18 protein-coding genes are annotated in these 20,420 nt (G+C 67.5%); 13 read left to right on the forward strand and 5 right to left on the reverse strand.

The window, feature by feature from the left end; all coding sequences use genetic code 11:
- The first annotated feature begins 171 nt into the window (after positions 1-171).
- Both IG194_RS23660 and IG194_RS23665 read left to right on the forward strand, forming a co-directional pair.
- Positions 172-2,073: an ATP-binding cassette domain-containing protein gene (locus IG194_RS23660; RefSeq protein WP_058488912.1), complete on the forward strand. Its 1,902-nt coding sequence runs from the start codon at positions 172-174 to the stop codon at positions 2,071-2,073.
- Positions 2,074-2,139: 66 nt separating this feature from the next.
- A complete protein-coding gene (locus IG194_RS23665; protein WP_058488913.1) occupies positions 2,140-2,823 on the forward strand; it encodes a DUF6901 family protein in 684 nt (227 codons plus the stop codon).
- 36 nt (positions 2,824-2,859) lie between these two features.
- On the opposite strand, the gene IG194_RS23670 is transcribed toward IG194_RS23665, so the two are convergent.
- Positions 2,860-3,300, reverse strand: coding sequence for a universal stress protein (locus IG194_RS23670; RefSeq protein ID WP_043267328.1), 441 nt, complete (start codon positions 3,298-3,300; stop codon positions 2,860-2,862).
- A 65-nt stretch (positions 3,301-3,365) separates the two neighbouring features.
- On the opposite strand from IG194_RS23670, the gene IG194_RS23675 reads away from it, so the two are divergent.
- Positions 3,366-3,803, forward strand: coding sequence for a hypothetical protein (locus IG194_RS23675; protein ID WP_009621349.1), 438 nt, complete (start codon positions 3,366-3,368; stop codon positions 3,801-3,803).
- Between the two features lie 21 nt (positions 3,804-3,824).
- Here the strand turns inward: IG194_RS23675 and IG194_RS23680 are convergent, their stop codons facing one another.
- On the reverse strand, positions 3,825-4,631 hold the full coding sequence (locus IG194_RS23680) for a hypothetical protein (protein ID WP_043267327.1): 807 nt from the start codon (positions 4,629-4,631) through the stop codon (positions 3,825-3,827).
- Between the two features lie 435 nt (positions 4,632-5,066).
- On the opposite strand from IG194_RS23680, the gene fadB reads away from it, so the two are divergent.
- The 6 genes from fadB (at position 5,067) to IG194_RS23710 (ending at position 12,404) form a co-directional block, all read left to right on the forward strand.
- Entirely contained in the window at positions 5,067-7,214 is a 2,148-nt protein-coding gene (fadB, locus tag IG194_RS23685; protein WP_043267325.1) for a fatty acid oxidation complex subunit alpha FadB, read from the forward strand.
- Positions 7,215-7,243: 29 nt separating this feature from the next.
- Positions 7,244-8,419, forward strand: coding sequence for an acetyl-CoA C-acyltransferase FadA (fadA, locus tag IG194_RS23690; RefSeq protein ID WP_043319022.1), 1,176 nt, complete (start codon positions 7,244-7,246; stop codon positions 8,417-8,419).
- A 120-nt stretch (positions 8,420-8,539) separates the two neighbouring features.
- Entirely contained in the window at positions 8,540-8,797 is a 258-nt protein-coding gene (locus IG194_RS23695; protein WP_009621354.1) for a DUF1653 domain-containing protein, read from the forward strand.
- 96 nt (positions 8,798-8,893) lie between these two features.
- Positions 8,894-11,503 (forward strand): type I DNA topoisomerase, encoded by a 2,610-nt coding sequence (gene topA, locus IG194_RS23700; protein WP_043267321.1) that lies wholly within the window; start codon positions 8,894-8,896, stop codon positions 11,501-11,503.
- 66 nt (positions 11,504-11,569) lie between these two features.
- Complete coding sequence (locus tag IG194_RS23705) at positions 11,570-12,091, forward strand: DUF6586 family protein (RefSeq protein WP_058488914.1); 522 nt, start codon at positions 11,570-11,572, stop codon at positions 12,089-12,091.
- A gap of 79 nt (positions 12,092-12,170) precedes the next feature.
- Complete coding sequence (locus tag IG194_RS23710) at positions 12,171-12,404, forward strand: hypothetical protein (protein WP_009621357.1); 234 nt, start codon at positions 12,171-12,173, stop codon at positions 12,402-12,404.
- A 12-nt stretch (positions 12,405-12,416) separates the two neighbouring features.
- Here the strand turns inward: IG194_RS23710 and sulA are convergent, their stop codons facing one another.
- Together sulA and lexA are read right to left on the reverse strand one after the other, a co-directional pair.
- Positions 12,417-12,890 carry an SOS-induced cell division inhibitor SulA gene (gene sulA / locus IG194_RS23715; protein ID WP_058488915.1) on the reverse strand — a complete coding sequence of 158 codons (474 nt, stop codon included), beginning with the start codon at positions 12,888-12,890 and terminating at the stop codon, positions 12,417-12,419.
- 11 nt (positions 12,891-12,901) lie between these two features.
- Positions 12,902-13,516 (reverse strand): transcriptional repressor LexA, encoded by a 615-nt coding sequence (lexA, locus tag IG194_RS23720; RefSeq protein ID WP_043267317.1) that lies wholly within the window; start codon positions 13,514-13,516, stop codon positions 12,902-12,904.
- A gap of 231 nt (positions 13,517-13,747) precedes the next feature.
- On the opposite strand from lexA, the gene IG194_RS23725 reads away from it, so the two are divergent.
- The 4 genes from IG194_RS23725 (at position 13,748) to IG194_RS23740 (ending at position 16,802) form a co-directional block, all read left to right on the forward strand.
- Positions 13,748-14,455 carry a TetR/AcrR family transcriptional regulator gene (locus tag IG194_RS23725; protein ID WP_058488916.1) on the forward strand — a complete coding sequence of 236 codons (708 nt, stop codon included), beginning with the start codon at positions 13,748-13,750 and terminating at the stop codon, positions 14,453-14,455.
- A gap of 66 nt (positions 14,456-14,521) precedes the next feature.
- Positions 14,522-15,046, forward strand: coding sequence for a L,D-transpeptidase (locus IG194_RS23730; RefSeq protein ID WP_058488917.1), 525 nt, complete (start codon positions 14,522-14,524; stop codon positions 15,044-15,046).
- A gap of 10 nt (positions 15,047-15,056) precedes the next feature.
- Positions 15,057-16,055 (forward strand): beta-N-acetylhexosaminidase, encoded by a 999-nt coding sequence (gene nagZ, locus IG194_RS23735; protein ID WP_058488918.1) that lies wholly within the window; start codon positions 15,057-15,059, stop codon positions 16,053-16,055.
- Between the two features lie 9 nt (positions 16,056-16,064).
- The gene (locus IG194_RS23740; RefSeq protein ID WP_058488919.1) at positions 16,065-16,802 is read left to right on the forward strand and encodes an S-methyl-5'-thioinosine phosphorylase; all 738 of its coding nucleotides are present in this window, start codon (positions 16,065-16,067) and stop codon (positions 16,800-16,802) included.
- 297 nt (positions 16,803-17,099) lie between these two features.
- Here the strand turns inward: IG194_RS23740 and IG194_RS23745 are convergent, their stop codons facing one another.
- Positions 17,100-20,408 (reverse strand): DEAD/DEAH box helicase, encoded by a 3,309-nt coding sequence (locus IG194_RS23745; RefSeq protein ID WP_082996380.1) that lies wholly within the window; start codon positions 20,406-20,408, stop codon positions 17,100-17,102.
- Between the last annotated feature and the right edge of the window lie 12 nt (positions 20,409-20,420).

Raw genomic sequence — 20,420 nt, forward strand, 5'->3', positions numbered from 1 at the left:
GCGCGGTCTGGCCGGCGCCGATAGGCACAAGCTTAGCCTGTTGCGCGGCGGCGGAGGAAGCGTTGCGGCGGTACCGTCGGGCACAAAAGATGACAGCCGCGGCGCTCGTGCAAGGCTCTGACTTTTTTCGAGTTTCCCTTACACTGCGGCCCCAGTTTCCGGAGATGCCCCATGACCCTGCTGAAGTTCACCGATGTATCCCTCGCCTTTGGCACCACGCCGCTCCTGGACAAGGTGTCCTGGCAGATCGAGAAGGGCGAGCGGGTCTGCATCATCGGTCGCAACGGCACCGGCAAGTCGAGCATGCTCAAGCTGGTCAAGGGCGAGCAGATGCCCGACGACGGCGCCATCTGGCGCGCCCCGGCGCTGAAGATCGGCGAGCTGCCGCAGGAGCTGCCGGTGGCCGACGAGCGCACGGTCTACGATGTGGTCGCCGAGGGCCTGGCCGAGGTCGGCGAGCTGCTCAGCCGCTACCACCACCTGAGCCTGCACATCCAGGGCGAGGACGACCTGACCCAGCTGGCGCGCGTCCAGCAGGCCCTGGAGGCCCGCGACGGCTGGCGCCTGCAGCAACTGGTGGAAACCACCCTGACGCGCCTGCAACTGCCGGCCGACAAGACCCTCGCCGAGCTTTCCGGTGGCTGGCGCCGCCGCGTGCTGCTGGCCCAGGCGCTGGTCGCCGAGCCGGACCTGCTGCTGCTGGACGAGCCGACCAACCACCTGGACATCGGCGCCATCGCCTGGCTGGAAGAGGCGCTGTCCGGCTTCCCCGGCGCGGTGCTGTTCATCACCCACGACCGCGCCTTCCTGCAGGCCGTGGCCAACCGCATCCTCGAACTGGACCGCGGTCACCTGATCGACTGGAAGGGCGACTACGCCAGCTTCCTGGTGCACAAGGAGCAGCAACTGGCGGCGGAAGAGGCGGCCAACGCGCTGTTCGACAAGCGCCTGGCCCAGGAGGAAGTGTGGATCCGCCAGGGCATCAAGGCCCGGCGCACCCGCAACGAGGGCCGCGTGCGCGCGCTCAAGGCCATGCGCAACGAGCGCGCCGAGCGCCGCGAGCGCACCGGCAAGGCCAGCTTCCAGATGGAGACGGCGGAGAAGTCCGGCAAGCAGGTGATAGTCGCCGAGAGGGTCGGTTTCGCCCATCCCGGCGGCGAGCCGCTGATCCGCGATTTCTCCCTGGTGCTGCAGCGCGGCGACCGCATCGGCCTGCTGGGCGCCAACGGCACCGGCAAGACCACGCTGCTCAAGCTGCTGCTGGGCGACCTGCAGCCGACTTCCGGCAGCATCAAGGAAGGCACGCGCCTGGAAGTGGCCTATTTCGACCAGTTGCGTCACCAGCTGGAGCCGGAAAAGACCGTCATCGACAACATCGCCGAAGGCCGCGAATTCATCACCATCAACGGCCAGAACCGCCACGTGCTGAGCTACCTGGGCGACTTCCTGTTCTCCCCGCAGCGCGCCCGCACGCCGGTCAAGGCGCTGTCCGGCGGCGAACGGGCACGGCTGTTGCTGGCCAAGCTGTTCAGCAAGCCGGCCAACCTGCTGGTGCTGGACGAACCGACCAACGACCTGGACGTGGAAACCCTGGAGCTGCTGGAAGAGGTGCTGCTGGGCTTCGACGGCACCGTGCTGATGGTCAGCCACGACCGCGCCTTCCTCGACAACGTGGTGACCAGCACCCTGGTGTTCGAAGGCGAGGGCCGCGTGCGCGAGTTCGTCGGCGGCTACCAGGACTGGCTGCGCCAGGGCGGTTCGCCGCGCCTGCTGGGCGTGGGCGAGGAGAAGGCGGCGAAACCCGAGCCGGCCCCGCAGGCAGCTGCGGCACCGGCCGCGGCGCCGGAGGCGGCGAAGAAGAAGCTCAGCTACAAGCTGCAGCGCGAACTGGAGGCCATCCCCGGGCAGATCGACGCCCTGGAGGCCGAACTGGCCGGCGTGCAGGAAGAAATCTCGGCGCCCAGCTTCTACCAGCGCCCGGCGGAGGAGACCCGCGTGGTGCTGGAGCGTCTGGACAGCCTGCAGGCCGAGCTGGACCGGCTGATCGAGCGCTGGGCCGAACTGGAAGAATGACCCGCCCCGTCGGGAAGGTGCCCGGGGGCTGCCGCTGCGGCGGCGATCGGCGAGTTGGGGAAGGGCATGGCGATCGAGTACCGCATCAATCTGGATGACGAACAGGGCTTCAGCTACCGCATCGAGCTGGAACGCCGCTTCGATGGCGAACAGGCCGTCGGGGCGCCGGCGTGGACGCGCCTGGAGCACAACCAGTGCAGCAACTGCCCGCTGTCCCGCGAGCAGCACAGGCATTGCCCGGCTGCGGTGGACCTGCACCGGGTGATCGAGGATTTCCGCGGCCTGCCGGCGCTGAAGAAGGTGGACGTGCTGGTGCGCACCCCCGAACGCGAGTACCACAAGCAGGTCGGCCTGGAGGAAGGCCTGCGGGCGCTGCTGGGGGTGATCATGGCCACCAGCGCCTGCCCGCTGCTGGGGCGGCTCAAGCCCATGGCCCAGCAGCACCTGCCGTTCGCCAGCAACCAGGAGTTCATCACCCGCGCGGTGTCGCTATACCTGATGCGCCAGTACTTCAACTACCGCGAGGGGCGCCACGCCGACTGGGAACTGAAGGGGCTGGTGCGTCTGTACCAGCAGCTGCAGCTGGTCAACCAGGCGTTCTGGCAGCGCATCCACGACAGCTGCGTGGGCGACTCCAACCTCAAGGCCTTCCTCAGCTTCTTTTCCATGTCCTCGAGCATGAGCTATTCGCTGGAGGCACAGTTGCAGAAGGTTCGCCCGGTCCTGATGAGCGGGGGAGAGGTGTTCTGAAACCGGGCGCCCGCCGCGGCAGGCGCCCGGGCTGACTCACTCGGTCTTCTGCAGGCGCACCGCCAGCACGTCGCAGGGCGCGCCGTGCAGCACGTCGTTGGCGGTGGAGCCCAGCAGCAGGGCCAGGCCGTGGCGGCCGTGGCTGCCGACGATGATCAGGTCGCAGCCCTGTTCCTTGGCCAGGCGGTGGATTTCCTGGCGCGGCTGGCCGTAGACCAGGTGGCTCTGGGCGATGGATACCTGCGGGTAGCAGAGGGTGAACTGGTGCATGCGCTCCTTGGCCTGGTCGAACTGCTGTTGCTGCAGCATCGACAGGTCCATCGGCACGTCACCGCCGAAGGCCATGGCCATGGGCTCGACCACGTGCACGGTGGACAGCTGCGCCTGGGTGCTGGAGGCCAGCGCCACGGCGCGCTTCATCACCGGATCGCATTCGTCGGTGAGGTCCACGGCGACCAGGATGTGTTGGTAGGGCATGAGCGTCTCCTCCGGGGGACAGTTATGAATGCAAGTATGGCTCTTTGGGCCGAGGTATACCCGATATGACGGTCTGGTGGTCGATTCTGCTCCTGGCGCTGGTGCTCAGCCCGCTGGCCTGGCTGATGCCCTCGCGCGGCCAGCGCGGGCAGATGGACCTGCGCCTGCAGGCGCGGCGCCTGGGGTTGGCCATGCAGATGGCGCGCCAGGAGTGGCCGCACTGGCTGGAGCGGCAGCCGCCGCAGAGCTGCGCGCAGTACCACCGCGGCCGCAGCCGTGGGCGCAACGACGAGTGGCGCTACTGGCAGAGCGCACCGGGCGTGTGGCTGGACCGCTGGCGCGAGCCTTGCGCCGATGCGCAGCTGCTCGCCGACCTGGCGACGCTGCCGGGCGACGTGTACATGGTCGAGGCTTCGGCGCAGTTCATCGCCCTGTACTGGGGCGAGCGCGGCGACGCCAGCCACCTGCAGCGCATCGCCGAGTTCCTTTCCCGGCGCGCCTGAGCGCCGTGGCGCTGCCGTCATTCAGAGCTGCGCCGCGGCATAGCGGCCGGAGACCTGCTCCAGGTCGGCGATGATGCCGTCGGAGTACTTGTCGATGAGGAAGGGCACGTTGCTCTGCGCGGCGCCCTGCAGCGATTTCTCGATGAACCGCCACTTGGTGGAGATGGCCCGCAGTTCGCGGCCGATCTCCGGGCTGGTCTGCGGCGCCTGTTGCAGTTGCAGCAGGTTGATGGCGAAGCGGTTGGTCAGGTCGTCCAGGGCCTGCTGGTCCTCGCTGCGCACCGGGTTGGCGCCCACCGAGGCGTTGCGCGACACGTAGTTCCAGGTGATCGACTGCATCAGCAGGCTCTGCTCGCGGCTCTGCTGGGTGAGCGGCGGCACCTGCTGGCCGCTGTCCTTCTGGATGCCCTCGTAGAGCTGTTCGGCGGTATCCAGCAACTGGCTGTTGCGGCGGGCCAGGTCGCCCAGGGGCTGGAAGTCGTTGTAGCCGTTCTGCTTCTGCGCCTGCAGCTGCTGCTCCAGGGCCTGGCGGTAGCCGTCCCACTGTTCCTGCAGCTTGCCCCTGAGCTGCGCCGAGGCGCTGCCGGGCATCTGCCCCAGGCGCTCCAGGGCGGCGTCGGCGTCGGCCGTGGAGCTGGCCACCAGGCCCGCGTAGCGCGGGTCCCCGGCCATGGCGTTGAGCAGGAACAGGTCGCTCAGGCTGCGCTGGGCGGCCAGGCGCATCTGGTGCAGCGCCAGCAGGTCGCCGGCGGGCTCGGCGTGGGCCAGAAAGGGCAGGGCGGACAGGACGAACAGGGACAACAGGCGGGCCAGCGGTCGGCATGGCATGGGCGCGTCTCCTTGGGGCCGTGGGGCTTCTTGTTGTTCTTCGCGATGCTCGGCGACAAGCGATTCGCCGGACTCTAACCTGCGTCCGGGCATTTTGCCAACGACGCGGCTGGCCCCGGGCCAGACAGCGGCACGGGGCGCCATGGTTTTGCTGAATGTCGCGGCAGAACCTCGCTGAATGCGGCGAACCAGAGGCCTTTCGGACAGCCGTCCGCGATTGACAAGCGCAGGCTTTTCGAAGAAGGTGTGCACACCCGAATCAAACGGGCGTATGAATCGAGCGTTTGCCATGTACGAACGGTCGAACCAAGGCCCCGACTATCGCATCGGCGGGTGTGCCGCAGGCTTTGGGACTATGCTCCGCGACTGCGGAACGGTCCCGATACACGGCGTCCGATGCGTGAGTTCAAGCTTCCCTAGCGTGGAGATCAGTTGATGATTTACCAAGGTAAAGCCATCACGGTTAAGGCTCTTGAGAGCGGCATCGTCGAGCTGAATTTCGACCTCAAGGGCGAGTCCGTCAACAAGTTCAACCGGCTCACCCTGAACGAACTGCGTGAAGCAGTCGATGCGATCAAGGCCGATGCGTCCGTCAAGGGCGTGATCGTGACCAGCGGCAAAGGCGTGTTCATCGTCGGCGCCGACATCACCGAATTCGTCGACAACTTCAAGCTGCCGGACGAAGAACTGCTGGCCGGCAACCTCGAAGCCAACAAGATCTTCAGCGCCTTCGAGGACCTCGAGGTCCCGACCGTCGCCGCGATCAACGGCATCGCCCTGGGCGGCGGCCTGGAAATGTGCCTGGCCGCGGACTTCCGCGTGATGAGCGCCACCGCCAAGATCGGCCTGCCGGAAGTCAAGCTGGGCATCTACCCGGGCTTCGGCGGCACCGTGCGCCTGCCGCGCCTGATCGGCGTGGACAACGCCGTCGAGTGGATCGCCTCGGGCAAGGAAAACCGTGCCGAGGACGCCCTGAAAGTCGGCGCCGTCGACGCCGTGGTCGCCCCCGAGCAGCTGCAGGCCGCGGCCCTGGATCTGGTCAAGCGCGCCATCGCCGGCGAGCTGGACCACAAGGCCCGCCGCCAGCCCAAGCTGGAAAAGATCAAGCTCAACGCCATCGAGCAGATGATGGCCTTCGAGACCGCCAAGGGCTTCGTCGCTGGCCAGGCCGGCCCGAACTACCCGGCCCCGGTCGAAGCCATCAAGTCGATCCAGAAGGCCGCCAACTTCGGCCGTGACAAGGCGCTGGAAGTCGAGGCCCAGGGCTTCGTCAAGCTGGCCAAGACCTCGGTCGCGCAAAGCCTGATCGGCCTGTTCCTGAACGACCAGGAACTGAAGAAGAAAGCCAAGCAGTACGACGAAGTCGCCAAGGACGTGAAACTGGCCGCCGTGCTCGGCGCCGGCATCATGGGCGGCGGCATCGCCTACCAGTCGGCGGTCAAGGGCACCCCGATCCTGATGAAGGATATCCGCGAAGAGGGTATCCAGATGGGCCTGAACGAGGCCTCCAAGCTGCTCGGCAAGCGCGTCGAGAAGGGCCGCCTGACCCCGGCCAAGATGGCCGAGGCGCTGAACGCCATCCGCCCGACCATGTCCTACGGCGACTTCGGCAACGTCGACATCGTCGTCGAAGCCGTGGTCGAGAACCCCAAGGTCAAGCAGATCGTGCTGGCCGAGGTGGAAGGCGTGGTCAAGGAGGACGCGATCCTCGCTTCCAACACCTCGACCATCTCCATCAGCCTGCTGGCCCAGGCCCTGAAGCGCCCGGAAAACTTCGTCGGCATGCACTTCTTCAACCCGGTGCACATGATGCCCCTGGTCGAAGTCATCCGCGGCGAGAAGTCCGGTGAAGTGGCCGTCGCCACCACCGTGGCCTACGCCAAGAAGATGGGCAAGAACCCCATCGTGGTGAATGACTGCCCCGGCTTCCTGGTCAACCGCGTGCTGTTCCCGTACTTCGGCGGCTTCTCCAAGCTGCTGGGCTTCGGCGTCGACTTCGCGCGCATCGACAAGGTGATGGAGAAGTTCGGCTGGCCCATGGGCCCGGCCTACCTGTCCGACGTGGTCGGCATCGACACCGGCCACCATGGCCGCGACGTGATGGCCGAAGGCTTCCCGGACCGCATGGCCGTTGAAGGCAAGACCGCCGTCGACGTCATGTACGAGGCCAACCGCCTGGGCCAGAAGAACGGCAAGGGCTTCTACGCCTACGAGACCGACAAGCGCGGCAAGCCGAAGAAAGTCAGCGACCCGCAGGCCTACGAACTGCTCAAGGCCATCGTCAGCGAGCAGCGTGAGCTGAGCGACGAGGACATCATCAACTACATGATGATCCCGCTGTGCCTGGAGACCGTGCGCTGCCTGGAAGACGGCATCGTCGAAACCGCCGCCGAGGCCGACATGGGCCTGATCTACGGCATCGGCTTCCCGCCCTTCCGTGGCGGTGCGCTGCGCTACATCGACTCCATCGGCGTGGCCGAATTCGTCGCCCTGGCCGACAAGTACGCCGACCTGGGCCCGCTGTACCACCCGACCGCGAAGCTGCGTGAAATGGCCAAGAACGGCCAGAAGTTCTTCGGTTGAGTGCGAACGAATAGAGCGAGAGTGAATTTATGAGCCTGAATCCGAGAGACGCCGTCATTGTCGACTTCGGCCGCACCCCGATGGGCCGTTCCAAGGGCGGGATGCACCGCAACACCCGTGCGGAGAACATGTCCGCGCACCTGATCAGCGGCGTGCTTGCACGCAACCCGAAGGTCGACCCGGCGGAAGTCGAGGACGTCATCTGGGGCTGCGTGAACCAGACCCTGGAACAGGGCTGGAACATCGCGCGCATGGCCTCGCTGATGACCCAGATCCCCCACACCAGCGCCGGCCAGACCGTCAGCCGCCTGTGCGGCTCGTCGATGAGCGCCCTGCACACCGCCGTGCAGGCGATCCAGACCGGCAACGGCGATGTCTTCGTCGTCGGCGGCGTGGAGCACATGGGCCACGTCGGCATGATGCACGGCGTCGACCCGAACCCGCACCTGTCGCTGTACGCCGCCAAGGCCTCCGGCATGATGGGCCTGACCGCCGAGATGCTGGGCAAGATGCACGGCATCACCCGCGAGGCCCAGGACAAGTTCGGCGTGCGTTCGCACCAGTTGGCGTGGAAGGCCACCCAGGAAGGCAAGTTCAAGGACGAGATCATCCCGATGGAAGGGTATGACGAGAACGGCTTCCTGAAGGTCTTCGACTTCGACGAGACCATTCGTCCGGAAACCACCCTGGAAGGCCTGGCCTCGCTGAAGCCGGCGTTCAACCCCAAGGGCGGCACCGTGACCGCGGGCACCTCCTCGCAGATCACCGACGGCGCTTCCTGCATGATCGTCATGAGCGCCCAGCGCGCCAAGGACCTGGGCATCCAGCCGATGGCCGTGGTCCGCGCCATGGCCGTGGCGGGCGTCGACCCGGCGATCATGGGCTACGGCCCGGTGCCCTCGACCAACAAGGCGCTCAAGCGCGCCGGCCTGACCATCGACGACATCGACTTCGTCGAGCTCAACGAAGCCTTCGCCGCCCAGGCCCTGCCGGTGCTGAAGGACCTCAAGCTGCTCGACAAGATGGACCAGAAGGTCAACCTGCACGGCGGCGCCATCGCCCTGGGCCACCCGTTCGGCTGCTCCGGTGCGCGCATCTCCGGCACCCTGCTGAACGTGATGAAACAGAACGGCGGCACCCTGGGCGTGTCCACCATGTGCGTGGGCCTCGGCCAGGGCATCACCACCATCTTCGAACGCGTCTAAGCTTTCGTCGATGGACGAGCCGGGGCCTTGTGCCCCGGCTTTCGTTTTTCCGGGCGGCGGGGTTGCCCCGATCGCCCTGGGCCTGGAGAATCGCGGCTTTTTTGCCGAGGAGGGCAGCGAATGGAACTGCAGACCGGCCTGTACCGTCACTACAAGGGCCAGCACTACCGCGTGCTGGGCGTGGCGCGGCATTCGGAGAGCGAGGAGACCCTGGTGGTCTACCAGGCTCTGTACGGCGAGTTCGGCCTCTGGGTGCGCCCGCTGGGCATGTTCACCGAAGCGGTGGAGGTGGACGGCGAGCTGGTTCCGCGCTTTGCTCTGGTGAGCGCCGAAAACGACCCGCTGGGATTGACCCAGGTCGGTTTCGGCGAATCCTGAACTTGACCTTGGGCGGACCACCACTATATATAGCGGTGCCGTTCCGGGCGCCTCCCTCCTTATATTCATCTTCTCGAAGCAGGAATCTTCCGATCCATGGGTAAATCGCTGGTCATCGTGGAATCACCGGCCAAGGCCAAGACCATCAACAAGTACCTGGGCAGCCAGTACGTGGTGAAGTCGAGCATCGGCCACATTCGCGACCTGCCCACCAGCGGTTCGTCCAGCGCGAAGGAGCCGGCCGCGGCCAAGGCCCGCAAGAGCGCTGCCGAAGCCCCTGCGCTGTCGCCGAAGGAGAAGGCCAAACGCCAGCTGTTCACCCGTATGGGCGTGGACCCGGAGCACGGCTGGAAGGCCAAGTACGAGATCCTCCCCGGCAAGGAGAAGGTGATCGAGGAGCTACGCCGCCTGGCCAAGGATGCCGACACCATCTATCTCGCAACCGACTTGGACCGCGAAGGGGAGGCCATCGCCTGGCACCTGCGCGAGGCCATCGGCGGCGACGACAGCCGCTACAAGCGCGTGGTGTTCAACGAAATCACCAAGAAGGCCATCCAGGAAGCCTTCTCGCAGCCCGGCGAGCTGGACATCAACCGCGTCAACGCCCAGCAGGCGCGGCGCTTCCTCGACCGCGTGGTGGGCTACATGGTCTCGCCGCTGCTGTGGTCGAAGATCGCCCGCGGCCTGTCCGCCGGCCGCGTGCAGTCGGTGGCGGTGAAGCTGGTGGTGGAGCGCGAGCGCGAGATCCGCGCCTTCGTTCCCGAGGAATACTGGGAAATCCACGCCGACCTGAACACCCCGCGCGGCGATAAGGCCCGCTTCGAAGTGGTGCGCGAGAAGGGCGAAGCCTTCAAGCCGCTCAACGAAGCCCAGGCCATGGCCGCCCTGGAGAAGCTCAAGGCCTCCAGCTACAGCGTGGCCAAGCGCGAGGACAAGCCGACCTCCAGCCGGCCCTCTGCGCCCTTCATCACCTCGACCCTGCAGCAGGCCGCGAGCAACCGCCTGGGCTTCGGCGTGAAGAAGACCATGATGATGGCCCAGCGTCTCTACGAGGCCGGCTACATCACCTATATGCGTACCGACTCGACCAACCTGTCGGCCGACGCCATCGACATGGTGCGCGGCTTCATCGACAGCGAGTTCGGCAAGAAATATCTGCCGGCCAAGCCGAACTTCTATTCCAGCAAGGAAGGCGCCCAGGAAGCGCACGAAGCGATTCGTCCGTCCGACGTCAACCTGCGTCCGACCCAGCTGTCGGGCATGGAGCGCGACGCCGAGCGCCTGTACGACCTGATCTGGCGCCAGTTCGTGGCCTGCCAGATGCCGCCGGCCGAGTACCTGTCCACCACCGTCAGCGTCGCCGCCGGTGACTTCGAGCTGCGCGCCAAGGGCCGCATCCTCAAGTTCGACGGCTACACCAAAGTGCTGCCGCAGCAGAGCAGGCCGGGCGAGGACGACGTGCTGCCGATGATGGACCAGGGCGATGCGATGAAGCTGCTCAAGCTCGACCCGAGCCAGCACTTCACCAAGCCGCCGGCGCGCTATTCCGAAGCCAGCCTGGTCAAGGAGCTGGAGAAGCGCGGCATCGGCCGCCCGTCGACCTACGCGGCGATCATCTCGACCATCCAGGAGCGCGGCTACGTCACCACCCACAACCGCCGCTTCTACGCCGAGAAGATGGGCGACATCGTCACCGACCGCCTCAACGAGAGCTTCTCCAACCTGATGGACTACGGCTTCACCGCCGGCATGGAAGAGCACCTCGACGACGTGGCCCAGGGCGAGCGCGACTGGAAACACCTGCTCGACGAGTTCTACGGCGACTTCAAGAAGAAGCTCGAAGTGGCCGAGGTCAGCGAGAAAGGCATGCGCGCCAACCAGCCGACGCTGACCAGCATCCCCTGCCGCGAGTGCGGCCGGCCGATGATGATCCGCACCGCCTCCACCGGCGTGTTCCTCGGCTGCTCCGGCTACAGCCTGCCGCCGAAGGAGCGCTGCAAGGCCACCATCAACCTCATCCCCGGCGACGAGATCGCCGCGGACGACGAGGGCGAGTCCGAATCCCGCGTGCTGCGCGGCAAGCACCGCTGCCCGATCTGCAGCACGGCGATGGACGCCTACCTGCTGGACGAGAAGCACAAGCTGCACATCTGCGGTAACAACCCGGACTGCCCGGGCTACGAGATCGAGGAAGGCCAGTACCGCATCAAGGGCTACGAAGGCCCGAGCCTGGAATGCGACAAATGCGGCAGCCAGATGCAGCTCAAGACCGGCCGCTTCGGCAAGTTCTTCGGTTGCACCAACCCGGCCTGCAAGAACACCCGCAAGCTGCTGAAGAACGGCGAGCCGGCGCCGCCGAAGATGGACGCCATCCGCATGCCCGAGCTCAAGTGCGAGAAGGTCGACGACGTCTACGTGCTGCGCGACGGCGCTTCCGGCCTGTTCCTGGCCGCCAGTCAGTTCCCCAAGAACCGCGAGACCCGCGCGCCCCTGGTGAGCGAGCTGATCCCGCACAAGGACGAGCTGGACCCGAAATACCACTTCCTGCTCGCCGCGCCGCAGAAGGACCCGGACGGCCGCCCGGCGGTGATCCGCTTCAGCCGCAAGACCAAGGAGCAGTACGTGCAGTCCGAGGTGGACGGCAAGCCCAGCGGCTGGCGCGCCTTCTTCGACGGCGGCAAGTGGAAGGTCGAGGACAAGCGCTGATGGGCGGCGCGCCCCGCGCAGGCGGGGCGCGCATATACTGCCGAGTGACCGCATGAGGGCGCGCTGATGGCTCAGGAACTCTACACCCGCACCAACCAGAAGCTGTATTTCGCCGGCCTGGCCCTGGAAGCCTGGCGCAAGGCGGAAGAGGCGCGGCCGATGAACGCCCAGGCGCTGGTGCAGGCCGAGCGCGAGGCGGCGCTGTTCCACCTGTATGGCGCGGTGCTGGGCGTAGCCCATGAGATCGCCGGCTACTACCGCCTGCCCGAGGCCAATGCGCCGTGCGTCGAGCTGCTGCTCAACGCCGAGGTGCTGGCGGCCTCGCCGAGCCCGGAGCTGGCCGAGCTGGTGGAGCTGGCGCAGCAGCCGGAAACCTGGCTGGCGCAGTTGCTGGCCGCCTACGCCGAGCTGTTCCAGCCGCCGCGCGAGCCGCGCAAGGCCAAGGTCGACCCGACCCAGCCGCTGATCCAGGCCGTCAGCCTGGACGAGGAAGAGCCGCAGCTCCTGGGCAACGCCGAACTGGAAGCCTGGCGCAAGTCGCTGAAGGAAATGGTGTTGCGCTTCCGCGGGGCGCTGACCGAGCTCTGAGCCTGCCGGAAGTCGGTTGGGCTAGGGGAGAGCGGCCATGACTGTTACAATGGCCGTTCTGCTGTGAGAGAACCTAGCCATGCCGACCTCATTCCTGGAAATCGTTGAACTGCCCGATGGGCGCATCGTACTGCGCCGCGCGGAAGACGAGGAGGCGCTGGTGACCCTGGAGTTCTCCAACGACGCCAAGGGCTTCCTGCAGGGCCAGCACATCGAGATCGCCAAGGCGATGTTCAACGTCGGCGTGCAACTGGCCGGCCGCCTCGCCGAAGGTGGCGAGGTCGAGCAGGACGGCCCGCGCGTCCTGCACTGATCCCTTCCTTTACTACCCCAGACGGATATTCAGGCTCTGCGCCTGCCCGGCGAGCGCCGCGCGGGACAATTGCGCGCGCGCCTTGCCGCCGAGCGCCGATAGCCAGCTGACCACCGTGTGGCTGTGGCCCAGGCGCAGCGCCTCGCAGGCCAGGCTCAGGGCGGAGGCCTGGTCGCGCGCCGGCAGCAGCAGGATGCGCTCGCGGTTCAACCCGGCCTTGCGCAGCCAGTCGTGGGTGAGGCTGGCCGGCGGGGCGATCAGCGTCAGCCAGCGGGCATCCTTCTCTTCGCTGAGTTCGCGCAGGATGGGCGCCAACAGGCTCTGGCAGTGGCCCGGCAGGCCGCGCAGCGACAGTTCGCTGAAGGCTTCGTCCTCGACGGCATCCGGTTCTGCCAGCTTGGCCAGCAGGGGCTCTTCGGCGTTGGCCCAGAGCGCCTCCTGGAACAGCGGCAGTTGGGGCAGGTCCAGCGGCTGGGGATACTGCATGGGGCCTCCTGTCAGCGGCGGATGACGCCGACGCTCAAACCTTCGATGGTCAGTTCCTGTTCCTCGAGGTCGACCTCGATGGGCGCGAACTCGGGGTTCTCGGCGATCAGCCAGACCTTGCTGCCCTCGCGCTTGAAGCGCTTCACCGTGACCTCTTCGCCAAGGCGGGCGACGACGATCTGGCCGTTGCGCGCCTCGCGGGTGACGTGCACGGCGAGCAGGTCGCCGTCGAGGATGCCGACGTCCTTCATGCTCTGCCCGCGCACGCGCAGCAGGTAGTCGGCGCGCGGGTTGAAGAAGGCCGGGTTGATGCGGCAGGCGTCCTCGACGTTCTGCTCGGCGAGAATCGGCGCGCCGGCGGCGACGCGGCCGATGATCGGCAGTTCGTCCTCGTTGGCGGCGGCCTTGGGTTCGAAGCCGGGGATGCGGATGCCGCGCGAGGCGCCGGGGGTCATCTCGATGGCGCCCTTGCGGGCCAGGGCCTTGAGGTGCTCCTCGGCGGCGTTGGGCGACTTGAAGCCGAGCTCCTGGGCGATCTCGGCGCGCGTCGGCGGGTAGCCGTTGTCTTCCAGGCAACGCTTGATGAAGGAGAGGATCTCGGCTTGGCGCGGCGTCAGCTTCTGCATGTCCCTACTCTGTCTTTTTGTACAGTGGCTGGGATTATATACAGTGGTCGGCCGCTGGCAACGAATTATTTCATCGGCCGGGGGCTGTAATTCGGCGGATTCGGCCAACGTCCCGCTGGCATCGTTCGTCGTATTGCCCGAGAATCCGCAACAATCCCCCCGCGCCAGGCTTGACAATGGATTGATTTGAAACGTAAGTTTCAAACAAGTGTTTGTCAGGTGAAATCATCCATGGCCCAGTCGGAAACCGTCGAACGTATCCTCGATGCTGCGGAGCAGCTGTTCGCGGAAAAAGGCTTCGCCGAGACCTCGTTGCGTCTGATCACCAGCAAGGCCGGGGTCAACCTGGCGGCGGTGAACTACCACTTCGGCTCGAAGAAGGCGCTGATCCAGGCGGTCTTCTCGCGCTTCCTCGGGCCCTTCTGCGCCAGTCTGGAAAAAGAGCTGGACCGGCGCCAGGCCAAGCCCGACGCGCCGCGCGCCAGCCTCGAGGAACTGCTCGAACTGCTGGTGGTGCAGGCCATGGCGGTGAAGCCGCGCAGCGGCAACGACCTGTCGATCTTCATGCGCCTGCTGGGTCTGGCCTTCAGCCAGAGCCAGGGGCACCTGCGCAAGTACCTCGAAGAGGTCTACGGCAAGGTGTTCCGCCGCTACATGCTGCTGGTCAACGAGGCTGCGCCGCGCCTGCCGCCCATCGAGCTGTTCTGGCGCGTGCACTTCATGCTCGGCGCCGCGGCCTTCAGCATGTCCGGGATCAAGGCGCTGCGCGCCATGGCCGAGAACGACTTCGGGGTGAACACCTCCATCGAGCAGGTGATGCGCCTGATGGTGCCGTTCCTCGCCGCCGGCATGCGCGCCGACAGCGGCGTCAGCGACCCGTCCCTGGCCGGCGCCCAGCCCAAGCCGCGCAGCAAGGCGCCGGCGCCGGCCAAGGTCTGAGCGCGCTGGGCCTGCCACGACCGATCGGCTAAAGTAGCGGGCCATTCCTGCTGTCGCTGGCGGACGATGCCCGATCTCGACCTGCTGCACATTTCCCTCGCCGACCAGATGCTCTACGGCTTCGCCGCGCAGCGTCTGGTGCTGCGTTTGCCCGTTTCCACCGCGCTGAACGGCGCCGGCGAGCGCCAAGGCTCCGGCTGCACGCCGCGCGGCCTGCACCAGGTGCGGGCGAAGATCGGCGAAGGCCTGCCCTGCGGCGCGGTGTTGCGTGGCCGGCGCTGGACCGGCGAGGTGTGGAGCCCGGCGCTGCACGAGCAGTTCCCCGGGCGCGACTGGATCCTCACCCGCATCCTCTGGCTGAGCGGCTGCGAGCCGGGCGTCAACCGCCTGGGCGAGGTGGATACCTTCCGTCGCTACATCTACCTGCACGGCACGCCGGATTGCGAACCCATGGGCGCGCCGTTGTCCCATGGCTGCGTGCGCCTGCGCAACGCCGACCTGCTGCAACTCTTCCCCCGTGTGCCGCTGCACTGCCCCGTGCGCCTCGACGAGGCGCCGCAGCCGCAGTGGCGCGCGGCCGAACTCTGTTAAGGATTCCCCCATGCAAGGCTCCCTGATGCTCGACATCGGCGGCACCTGGCTCACCGCCGAGGACCGCCGGATCCTGCGCCACCCCGAAGTGGGCGGGCTGATCATCTTCGCCCGCAACATCGAAAGCCCGCGCCAGGTGCGCGAACTCAGCGCGGCCATCCGCGCCCTGCGCCCGGACCTGCTGCTGGCGGTGGACCAGGAGGGCGGCCGCGTGCAGCGCCTGCGCCAGGGCTTCCTGCGGCTGCCGGCGATGCGCGCCATCGCCGACAACGCCAACGCCGAGCGCCTGGCCGAGCAGTGCGGCTGGCTGATGGCCACCGAGGTGCTGGCGGTGGGCCTGGACCTGAGCTTCGCCCCGGTGCTGGACCTGGACCACCAGCGCAGCGCCGTGGTCGGCAGCCGCGCCTTCGAGGGCGACCCGGCGCGCGCCACGCGGCTGGCCGGCGCCTTCATCCGCGGCATGCACGCCGCCGGCATGGCCGCCACCGGCAAGCACTTCCCCGGCCACGGCTGGGCCGAGGTGGATTCCCACGTGGGGATTCCCGAGGACGAGCGCAGCCTCGATGAGATCCGCCGCAGCGACCTGGTGCCTTTCCAGCGCCTGGCCGGCGAGCTGGATGCGGTGATGCCCGCCCACGTCATCTACCCGCAGGTGGATGCCGGCCCCGCCGGTTTCTCGCGGCGCTGGCTGCAGGACATCCTGCGCGGCGAGCTGGGCTTCGACGGGGTGATCTTCAGCGACGACCTGTCCATGGCCGGCGCCCATGTGGTGGGCGACGCCGCCAGCCGCATCCAGGCGGCGCTGAATGCCGGCTGCGACATGGGCCTGGTGTGCAACGACCGTGGCTCGGCGGAACTGGCCCTGGGCGCCCTGCAGCGCCTGAAGGTGAAGGCCCCCGAGCGCCTGGCTCGGATGCGCGCCAAGGCCTGGCCGGGCATCGAATACAAGCAGCTGCCGCGCTGGCAGCAGGCCGTGGGCGAACTGCGCGCGGCACAACTGATCGACTGAGGATTCGCCATGACCGTCTACGCCATCATCGGCGGCACCGGCCTGACCCAGCTGGAAGGCCTGACCCTGAAGGATTCGCTGAACCTGGACACGCCCTACGGCGTGCCCTCGGCGCCGATCCAGCGCGGCGAGTACGCCGGCCGCGAGGTGCTGTTCCTGGCCCGCCACGGCCACCCGCACCGCTTCCCGCCGCACCAGGTGAACTACCGTGCCAACCTCTGGGCGCTCAAGCAGGCCGGCGCCCAGGCGGTTCTGGCGGTCAACGCGGTGGGCGGCATCCACGCGGCCATGGGCAGCGGCCACCTCTGCGTGCCGCACCAGATCATCGACTACACCTACGGCCGCGAGCACACCTACTTCGCCGGCGACATCGATCACGTCACCCATATCGACTTCAGCCATCCCTATGACGAAGGGCTGCGTCAGAAGCTGGTGGCGGCGCTGCAGGCGCTGGGCCACCCGCACAGCAGCCATGGCGTCTACGCGGCGACCCAGGGCCCACGCCTGGAGACGGTGGCGGAAATCGCCCGGCTGGAGCGCGACGGCTGCGACATCGTCGGCATGACCGGCATGCCCGAAGCCGCCCTGGCCCGCGAGCTGGAGCTGCCCTATGCCTGCCTGTCGCTGGTGGTCAACCCGGCGGCGGGCAAGTCCAGCGGCATCATCACCATGGCCGAGATCGAACAGGCCCTGCACGAGGGCATCGGCAAAGTGCGCGAGGTGCTGGCGCGGGTGTTGGTGGGCTGATAGGCCTGCCGTCGCGATTCGTGCTGATCGCGGACAAGGTCCGCTCCTACAATGGAATGCCATGTCTCCCGGCGGCTGTAGCGGGCCCTGCCCGCGATTTCGCGCGCAGGGCGCGCGTATGGTGTGAGGGCGTACCCGTAGGCGGATCTTATCCGCGAATCGCGCCGGGACGTCTGGCTATCGCGGACAAGGTCCGCTCCTACAATGGAACGCCATGCCTCCCGGCGGCTGTAGGAGCGGGCCCTGCCCGCGATTTCGCGCGCAGGGCGCGCTCCTACATGAGAATCGTGCGGCAGGTCAGGCTTTCGGCAGGGGCGCGAAGAGGGCGTCTATATCGCTGTCCTGCAGCTGAAGACCGCTGTCCTTGCCTTCTTCCAGCACACCGGCGGCCAGCGCTGCCTTCCTTGCCTGCAACTGCTGGATCTTCTCTTCCAGGGTGCCGCGGGCGATCAGCTTGTAGACGAACACCGGCTTGTCCTGGCCGATGCGGTAGGCGCGGTCGGTGGCCTGTTGTTCCACCGCCGGGTTCCACCAGGGGTCATAGTGGATCACGGTGTCGGCGGCGGTGAGGTTGAGGCCGGTGCCGCCGGCCTTCAGGCTGATCAGGAACAGCGGCACGCGGCCCTGCTGGAAGTCTTCCACCGGCTGGCGGCGGTCGCGGGTGTCGCCGGTGAGCAGGGCGTAGGGGATGCCGCGTTGCTCCAGCTCCGCCTGGATCAGTTCGAGCATCGAGGTGAACTGCGAGAACAGCAGCACGCGGCGGCCTTCCTCCAGCAGTTCGTCGAGCATTTCCAGCAGGCCGGCGAGCTTGCCCGAGCCCGCCGCCGGCAGGGTTTGGTCCAGCAGGCGCGGGTCGCAGCAGACCTGGCGCAGCTTGAGCAGGGCTTCGAGGACCACGATATGGCTGCGCGCCAGGCCCTTGCGCTGGATTTCCGCGCGGACCTTGCTGTCCATGGCCAGGCGCACGGTTTCGTAGAGGTCGCGCTGCACGTCGCTGAGTTCCACCCAGTGGGTGATCTCGCTCTTGGGCGGCAGTTCGTTGGCCACCTGTTCCTTCTTGCGCCGCAGCAGGAAGGGCTTGATGCGGGCGTTGAGGTGGGCCAGGCGCTGGCTGTCGCCGGCCTTTTCGATGGGGGTGCGGTACAGGCGGGCGAAGCTGCGCGCATCGCCCAGCCAGCCGGGCATGACCAGGTCGAACAGCGCCCAGAGCTCGCCCAGGTGGTTTTCCAGCGGCGTGCCGGTCAGGCACAGGCGCTGGCGGGCGTCGAGCTTCGCCGCGGCCCGGGCCGACTTGCTGCTGGCGTTCTTCAGGTACTGCGCCTCGTCGAACACCGCCAGGTGCAGCGGCTGGCGGCTCAGCGCCTCGATGTCCCGCGGCAGCAGGGCGTAGGTGCTGAGCAGCAGGTCGTACTGGCCGAGTTCGTCGAAGCCCTTGTGGCGGTCGCTGCCGTGCAGGGTGAGCACGCGCAGGTCCGGGGCGAAGCGTTGTGCCTCGTCCTGCCAGTTGGCCACCAGGCTGGTGGGCATCAGCACCAGGGCCGGGCGGTCCAGGCGCCCGGCGCGTTTTTCCGTGAGAACGTGCGCCAGCACCTGCAGCGTCTTGCCCAGGCCCATGTCGTCGCCGAGGATGCCGCCCACTTCCAGTTCGCGCAGCGCCTGCATCCAGGCCAGGCCCTGCAGCTGGTAGGGGCGCAGCTCGGCCCGCAGGCCCTCGGGGGGCTGGCACGCTTGCTGGTGGTGGTCGCGCAGGCGCTTGGCGAAGCGCAGCAGGCGTTCGCCGCCCTGCCAGTGCAGGGGATGTTCGTCGAGCGGGGCGAGCAGCCCGGCGTCGGCGCTCGACAGGCGCAGGCTGTCGCCGTTGTTTTCCGGGCTGGCGAGGTACAGCCCCTCCAGAACCTGCAGTATCGCCTTGACCCGCTCCAGCGGCAGGCTGACCTTCAGCGGCTTGCCGTCGGCCTGGCGATGCGCGTGGAGCCGTATGGGCAGCTCGGCTCCGGGGGCGTTGGCTGCGCCATCACGCAGCGCCTCGGGGCGCTGGCGGAGCAGTTCCAGCAGCGGTTGCAGCAGGCTGACTTCCTGGCCGTCGACGCGGATGCCCAGCTCCAGGTCGAACCAGGCGTTGCCGGCCTCTTCCTCTATGTGGACGAACCAGTCCTCGACTTCGCTGAAGTCGAGGAGAAACTCGTCGGCCATCTCCACCACCCAGCCCTGTTCGCGCAGTTTCGGCAGGCCGCGGAGAACCGCGGGCCAGCGCTCGGCATCGGCCGAGAAGACTTCGGACTTGTACTCCAACTGGCGGGGAGTGTCGTATTTGCCGAGTTTCTCCAGGCCCAGCTTCTGCAAGCTCTTGCGCAAGGCCTGCTCGATCTTGGGTTGGCGCTCGATGGTGACGAAGCTGCCATCGACGTGGAAGCGGATCGGCTGGTCCTTGCGTGCAGGGCCATGCACCCGCTGCCCCTGGTAGGCGAAGTCCAGGGCGGCGAGGTGGCGCAGCTCCTCGACGAAGCCATAGCGTTCCCTGCTGTAGGAGCGCTGGGTCAGGCTGGTCAGGTACAGGTGGGGAACGGGGCGGACGTCTTCCAGGCGCTGTTCCGCGTAGCTCACCGGCAGGGGCGCCTGGGGCGCCAGTTCCTTCAGTTGCAGGGCGAACAGCATGGCCTCTTCCTCGCTCACCGGCGGTGCGCTCGGCAGATAGCTGGCCAGGGCCTCGGGCAGGCCGTGGTGCAGCGGGCCCACGCGCAGGTTCTTGCGGTCGAGGTACCAGGGTGGCGTCAGTTGCGTCAGCAGTTGTGGCCGGGGCTCGGCGTCGGTATCCCAGGCGACCCTGTAGTCACCGTACTCGTCCCTGCGCCAGGCGAGCCGAGCGGGCAGTTCCGGCCCTGCGAGCAACTGGCTGGCCGGCGGGCCCAGGTCGAGGAACAGGCGCCCGCTGCGCAGGATCAGCTCCAGCAGATCGGCGCCCTTGCGGCCCTTGAGCGCTATTTCGCTGGTGTGGGGCTGGGTGCCCGGGGCGTCCAGTGCGCGGACCAGGATTTGCTGGTCCACGGCATCCACGCAGGGCAGGCTCTGGGCTATCGAGGAGATGCGCAGGTAGCCCTGGAGCTTGCCGCCTGCCGTATGGGCGGCGGTGTGGATCAGTATTCGGCCGCTCTTGGTCAGGCGGTAGTACAGTGGCGACTCGTGCAGCGCCGTGCCGGGCGGCTGCTCCCTGAGGACGGCGGGCAGCTTCCTCAGCCAGTGCTGCAGGTCGTAGGACAGCTCGGTGGCGGTCCTCTGGGGTGGGCGGGCGGCTGGCGCGGGCTCCGCGGAGGTCGAGGGGGGCAGGCCTTCCAGCAGGTGCAGCAGCGCCGCCGCGCAATGCTTGCAGTCGAAGCCGACCGGGCAATCGCACTGGCACTCGAGGGTGTCGCCGCTGGCGGAAAGGCCGATGCGCTGGCGGTAACGATTGCTGCCCGAGCCATCGCACACGCTGTCCAGCGTGCGCTCGGTCAGGCGGGTGATCTGTATCCGGCCCTCGCGGGCGTAGGCTTCGCCGCGGACCAGGGTGACGCTGGGGAACAGGCGGCGCCAGGGAATGCGTCGCAGATGCTCGATGAACGGCGGCATGCTGCCCCCCTT

This window comes from Pseudomonas sp. ADPe, assembly GCF_014843515.1.
Lineage (GTDB): Bacteria > Pseudomonadota > Gammaproteobacteria > Pseudomonadales > Pseudomonadaceae > Pseudomonas > Pseudomonas citronellolis.

Excerpts from the sequence above, each read along its gene's own strand:
- IG194_RS23660 (WP_058488912.1), top strand. The coding sequence starts at position 172 with ATGACCCTGCTGAAGTTCACCGATGTATCCCTCGCCTTTGGCACCACG.
- IG194_RS23665 (WP_058488913.1), top strand. The coding sequence starts at position 2,140 with ATGGCGATCGAGTACCGCATCAATCTGGATGACGAACAGGGCTTCAGC.
- IG194_RS23670 (WP_043267328.1), bottom strand. The coding sequence starts at position 3,300 with ATGCCCTACCAACACATCCTGGTCGCCGTGGACCTCACCGACGAATGC.
- IG194_RS23675 (WP_009621349.1), top strand. The coding sequence starts at position 3,366 with ATGACGGTCTGGTGGTCGATTCTGCTCCTGGCGCTGGTGCTCAGCCCG.
- IG194_RS23680 (WP_043267327.1), bottom strand. The coding sequence starts at position 4,631 with ATGCCATGCCGACCGCTGGCCCGCCTGTTGTCCCTGTTCGTCCTGTCC.
- fadB (WP_043267325.1), top strand. The coding sequence starts at position 5,067 with ATGATTTACCAAGGTAAAGCCATCACGGTTAAGGCTCTTGAGAGCGGC.
- fadA (WP_043319022.1), top strand. The coding sequence starts at position 7,244 with ATGAGCCTGAATCCGAGAGACGCCGTCATTGTCGACTTCGGCCGCACC.
- IG194_RS23695 (WP_009621354.1), top strand. The coding sequence starts at position 8,540 with ATGGAACTGCAGACCGGCCTGTACCGTCACTACAAGGGCCAGCACTAC.
- topA (WP_043267321.1), top strand. The coding sequence starts at position 8,894 with ATGGGTAAATCGCTGGTCATCGTGGAATCACCGGCCAAGGCCAAGACC.
- IG194_RS23705 (WP_058488914.1), top strand. The coding sequence starts at position 11,570 with ATGGCTCAGGAACTCTACACCCGCACCAACCAGAAGCTGTATTTCGCC.
- IG194_RS23710 (WP_009621357.1), top strand. The coding sequence starts at position 12,171 with ATGCCGACCTCATTCCTGGAAATCGTTGAACTGCCCGATGGGCGCATC.
- sulA (WP_058488915.1), bottom strand. The coding sequence starts at position 12,890 with ATGCAGTATCCCCAGCCGCTGGACCTGCCCCAACTGCCGCTGTTCCAG.
- lexA (WP_043267317.1), bottom strand. The coding sequence starts at position 13,516 with ATGCAGAAGCTGACGCCGCGCCAAGCCGAGATCCTCTCCTTCATCAAG.
- IG194_RS23725 (WP_058488916.1), top strand. The coding sequence starts at position 13,748 with ATGGCCCAGTCGGAAACCGTCGAACGTATCCTCGATGCTGCGGAGCAG.
- IG194_RS23730 (WP_058488917.1), top strand. The coding sequence starts at position 14,522 with ATGCCCGATCTCGACCTGCTGCACATTTCCCTCGCCGACCAGATGCTC.
- nagZ (WP_058488918.1), top strand. The coding sequence starts at position 15,057 with ATGCAAGGCTCCCTGATGCTCGACATCGGCGGCACCTGGCTCACCGCC.
- IG194_RS23740 (WP_058488919.1), top strand. The coding sequence starts at position 16,065 with ATGACCGTCTACGCCATCATCGGCGGCACCGGCCTGACCCAGCTGGAA.
- IG194_RS23745 (WP_082996380.1), bottom strand. The coding sequence starts at position 20,408 with ATGCCGCCGTTCATCGAGCATCTGCGACGCATTCCCTGGCGCCGCCTG.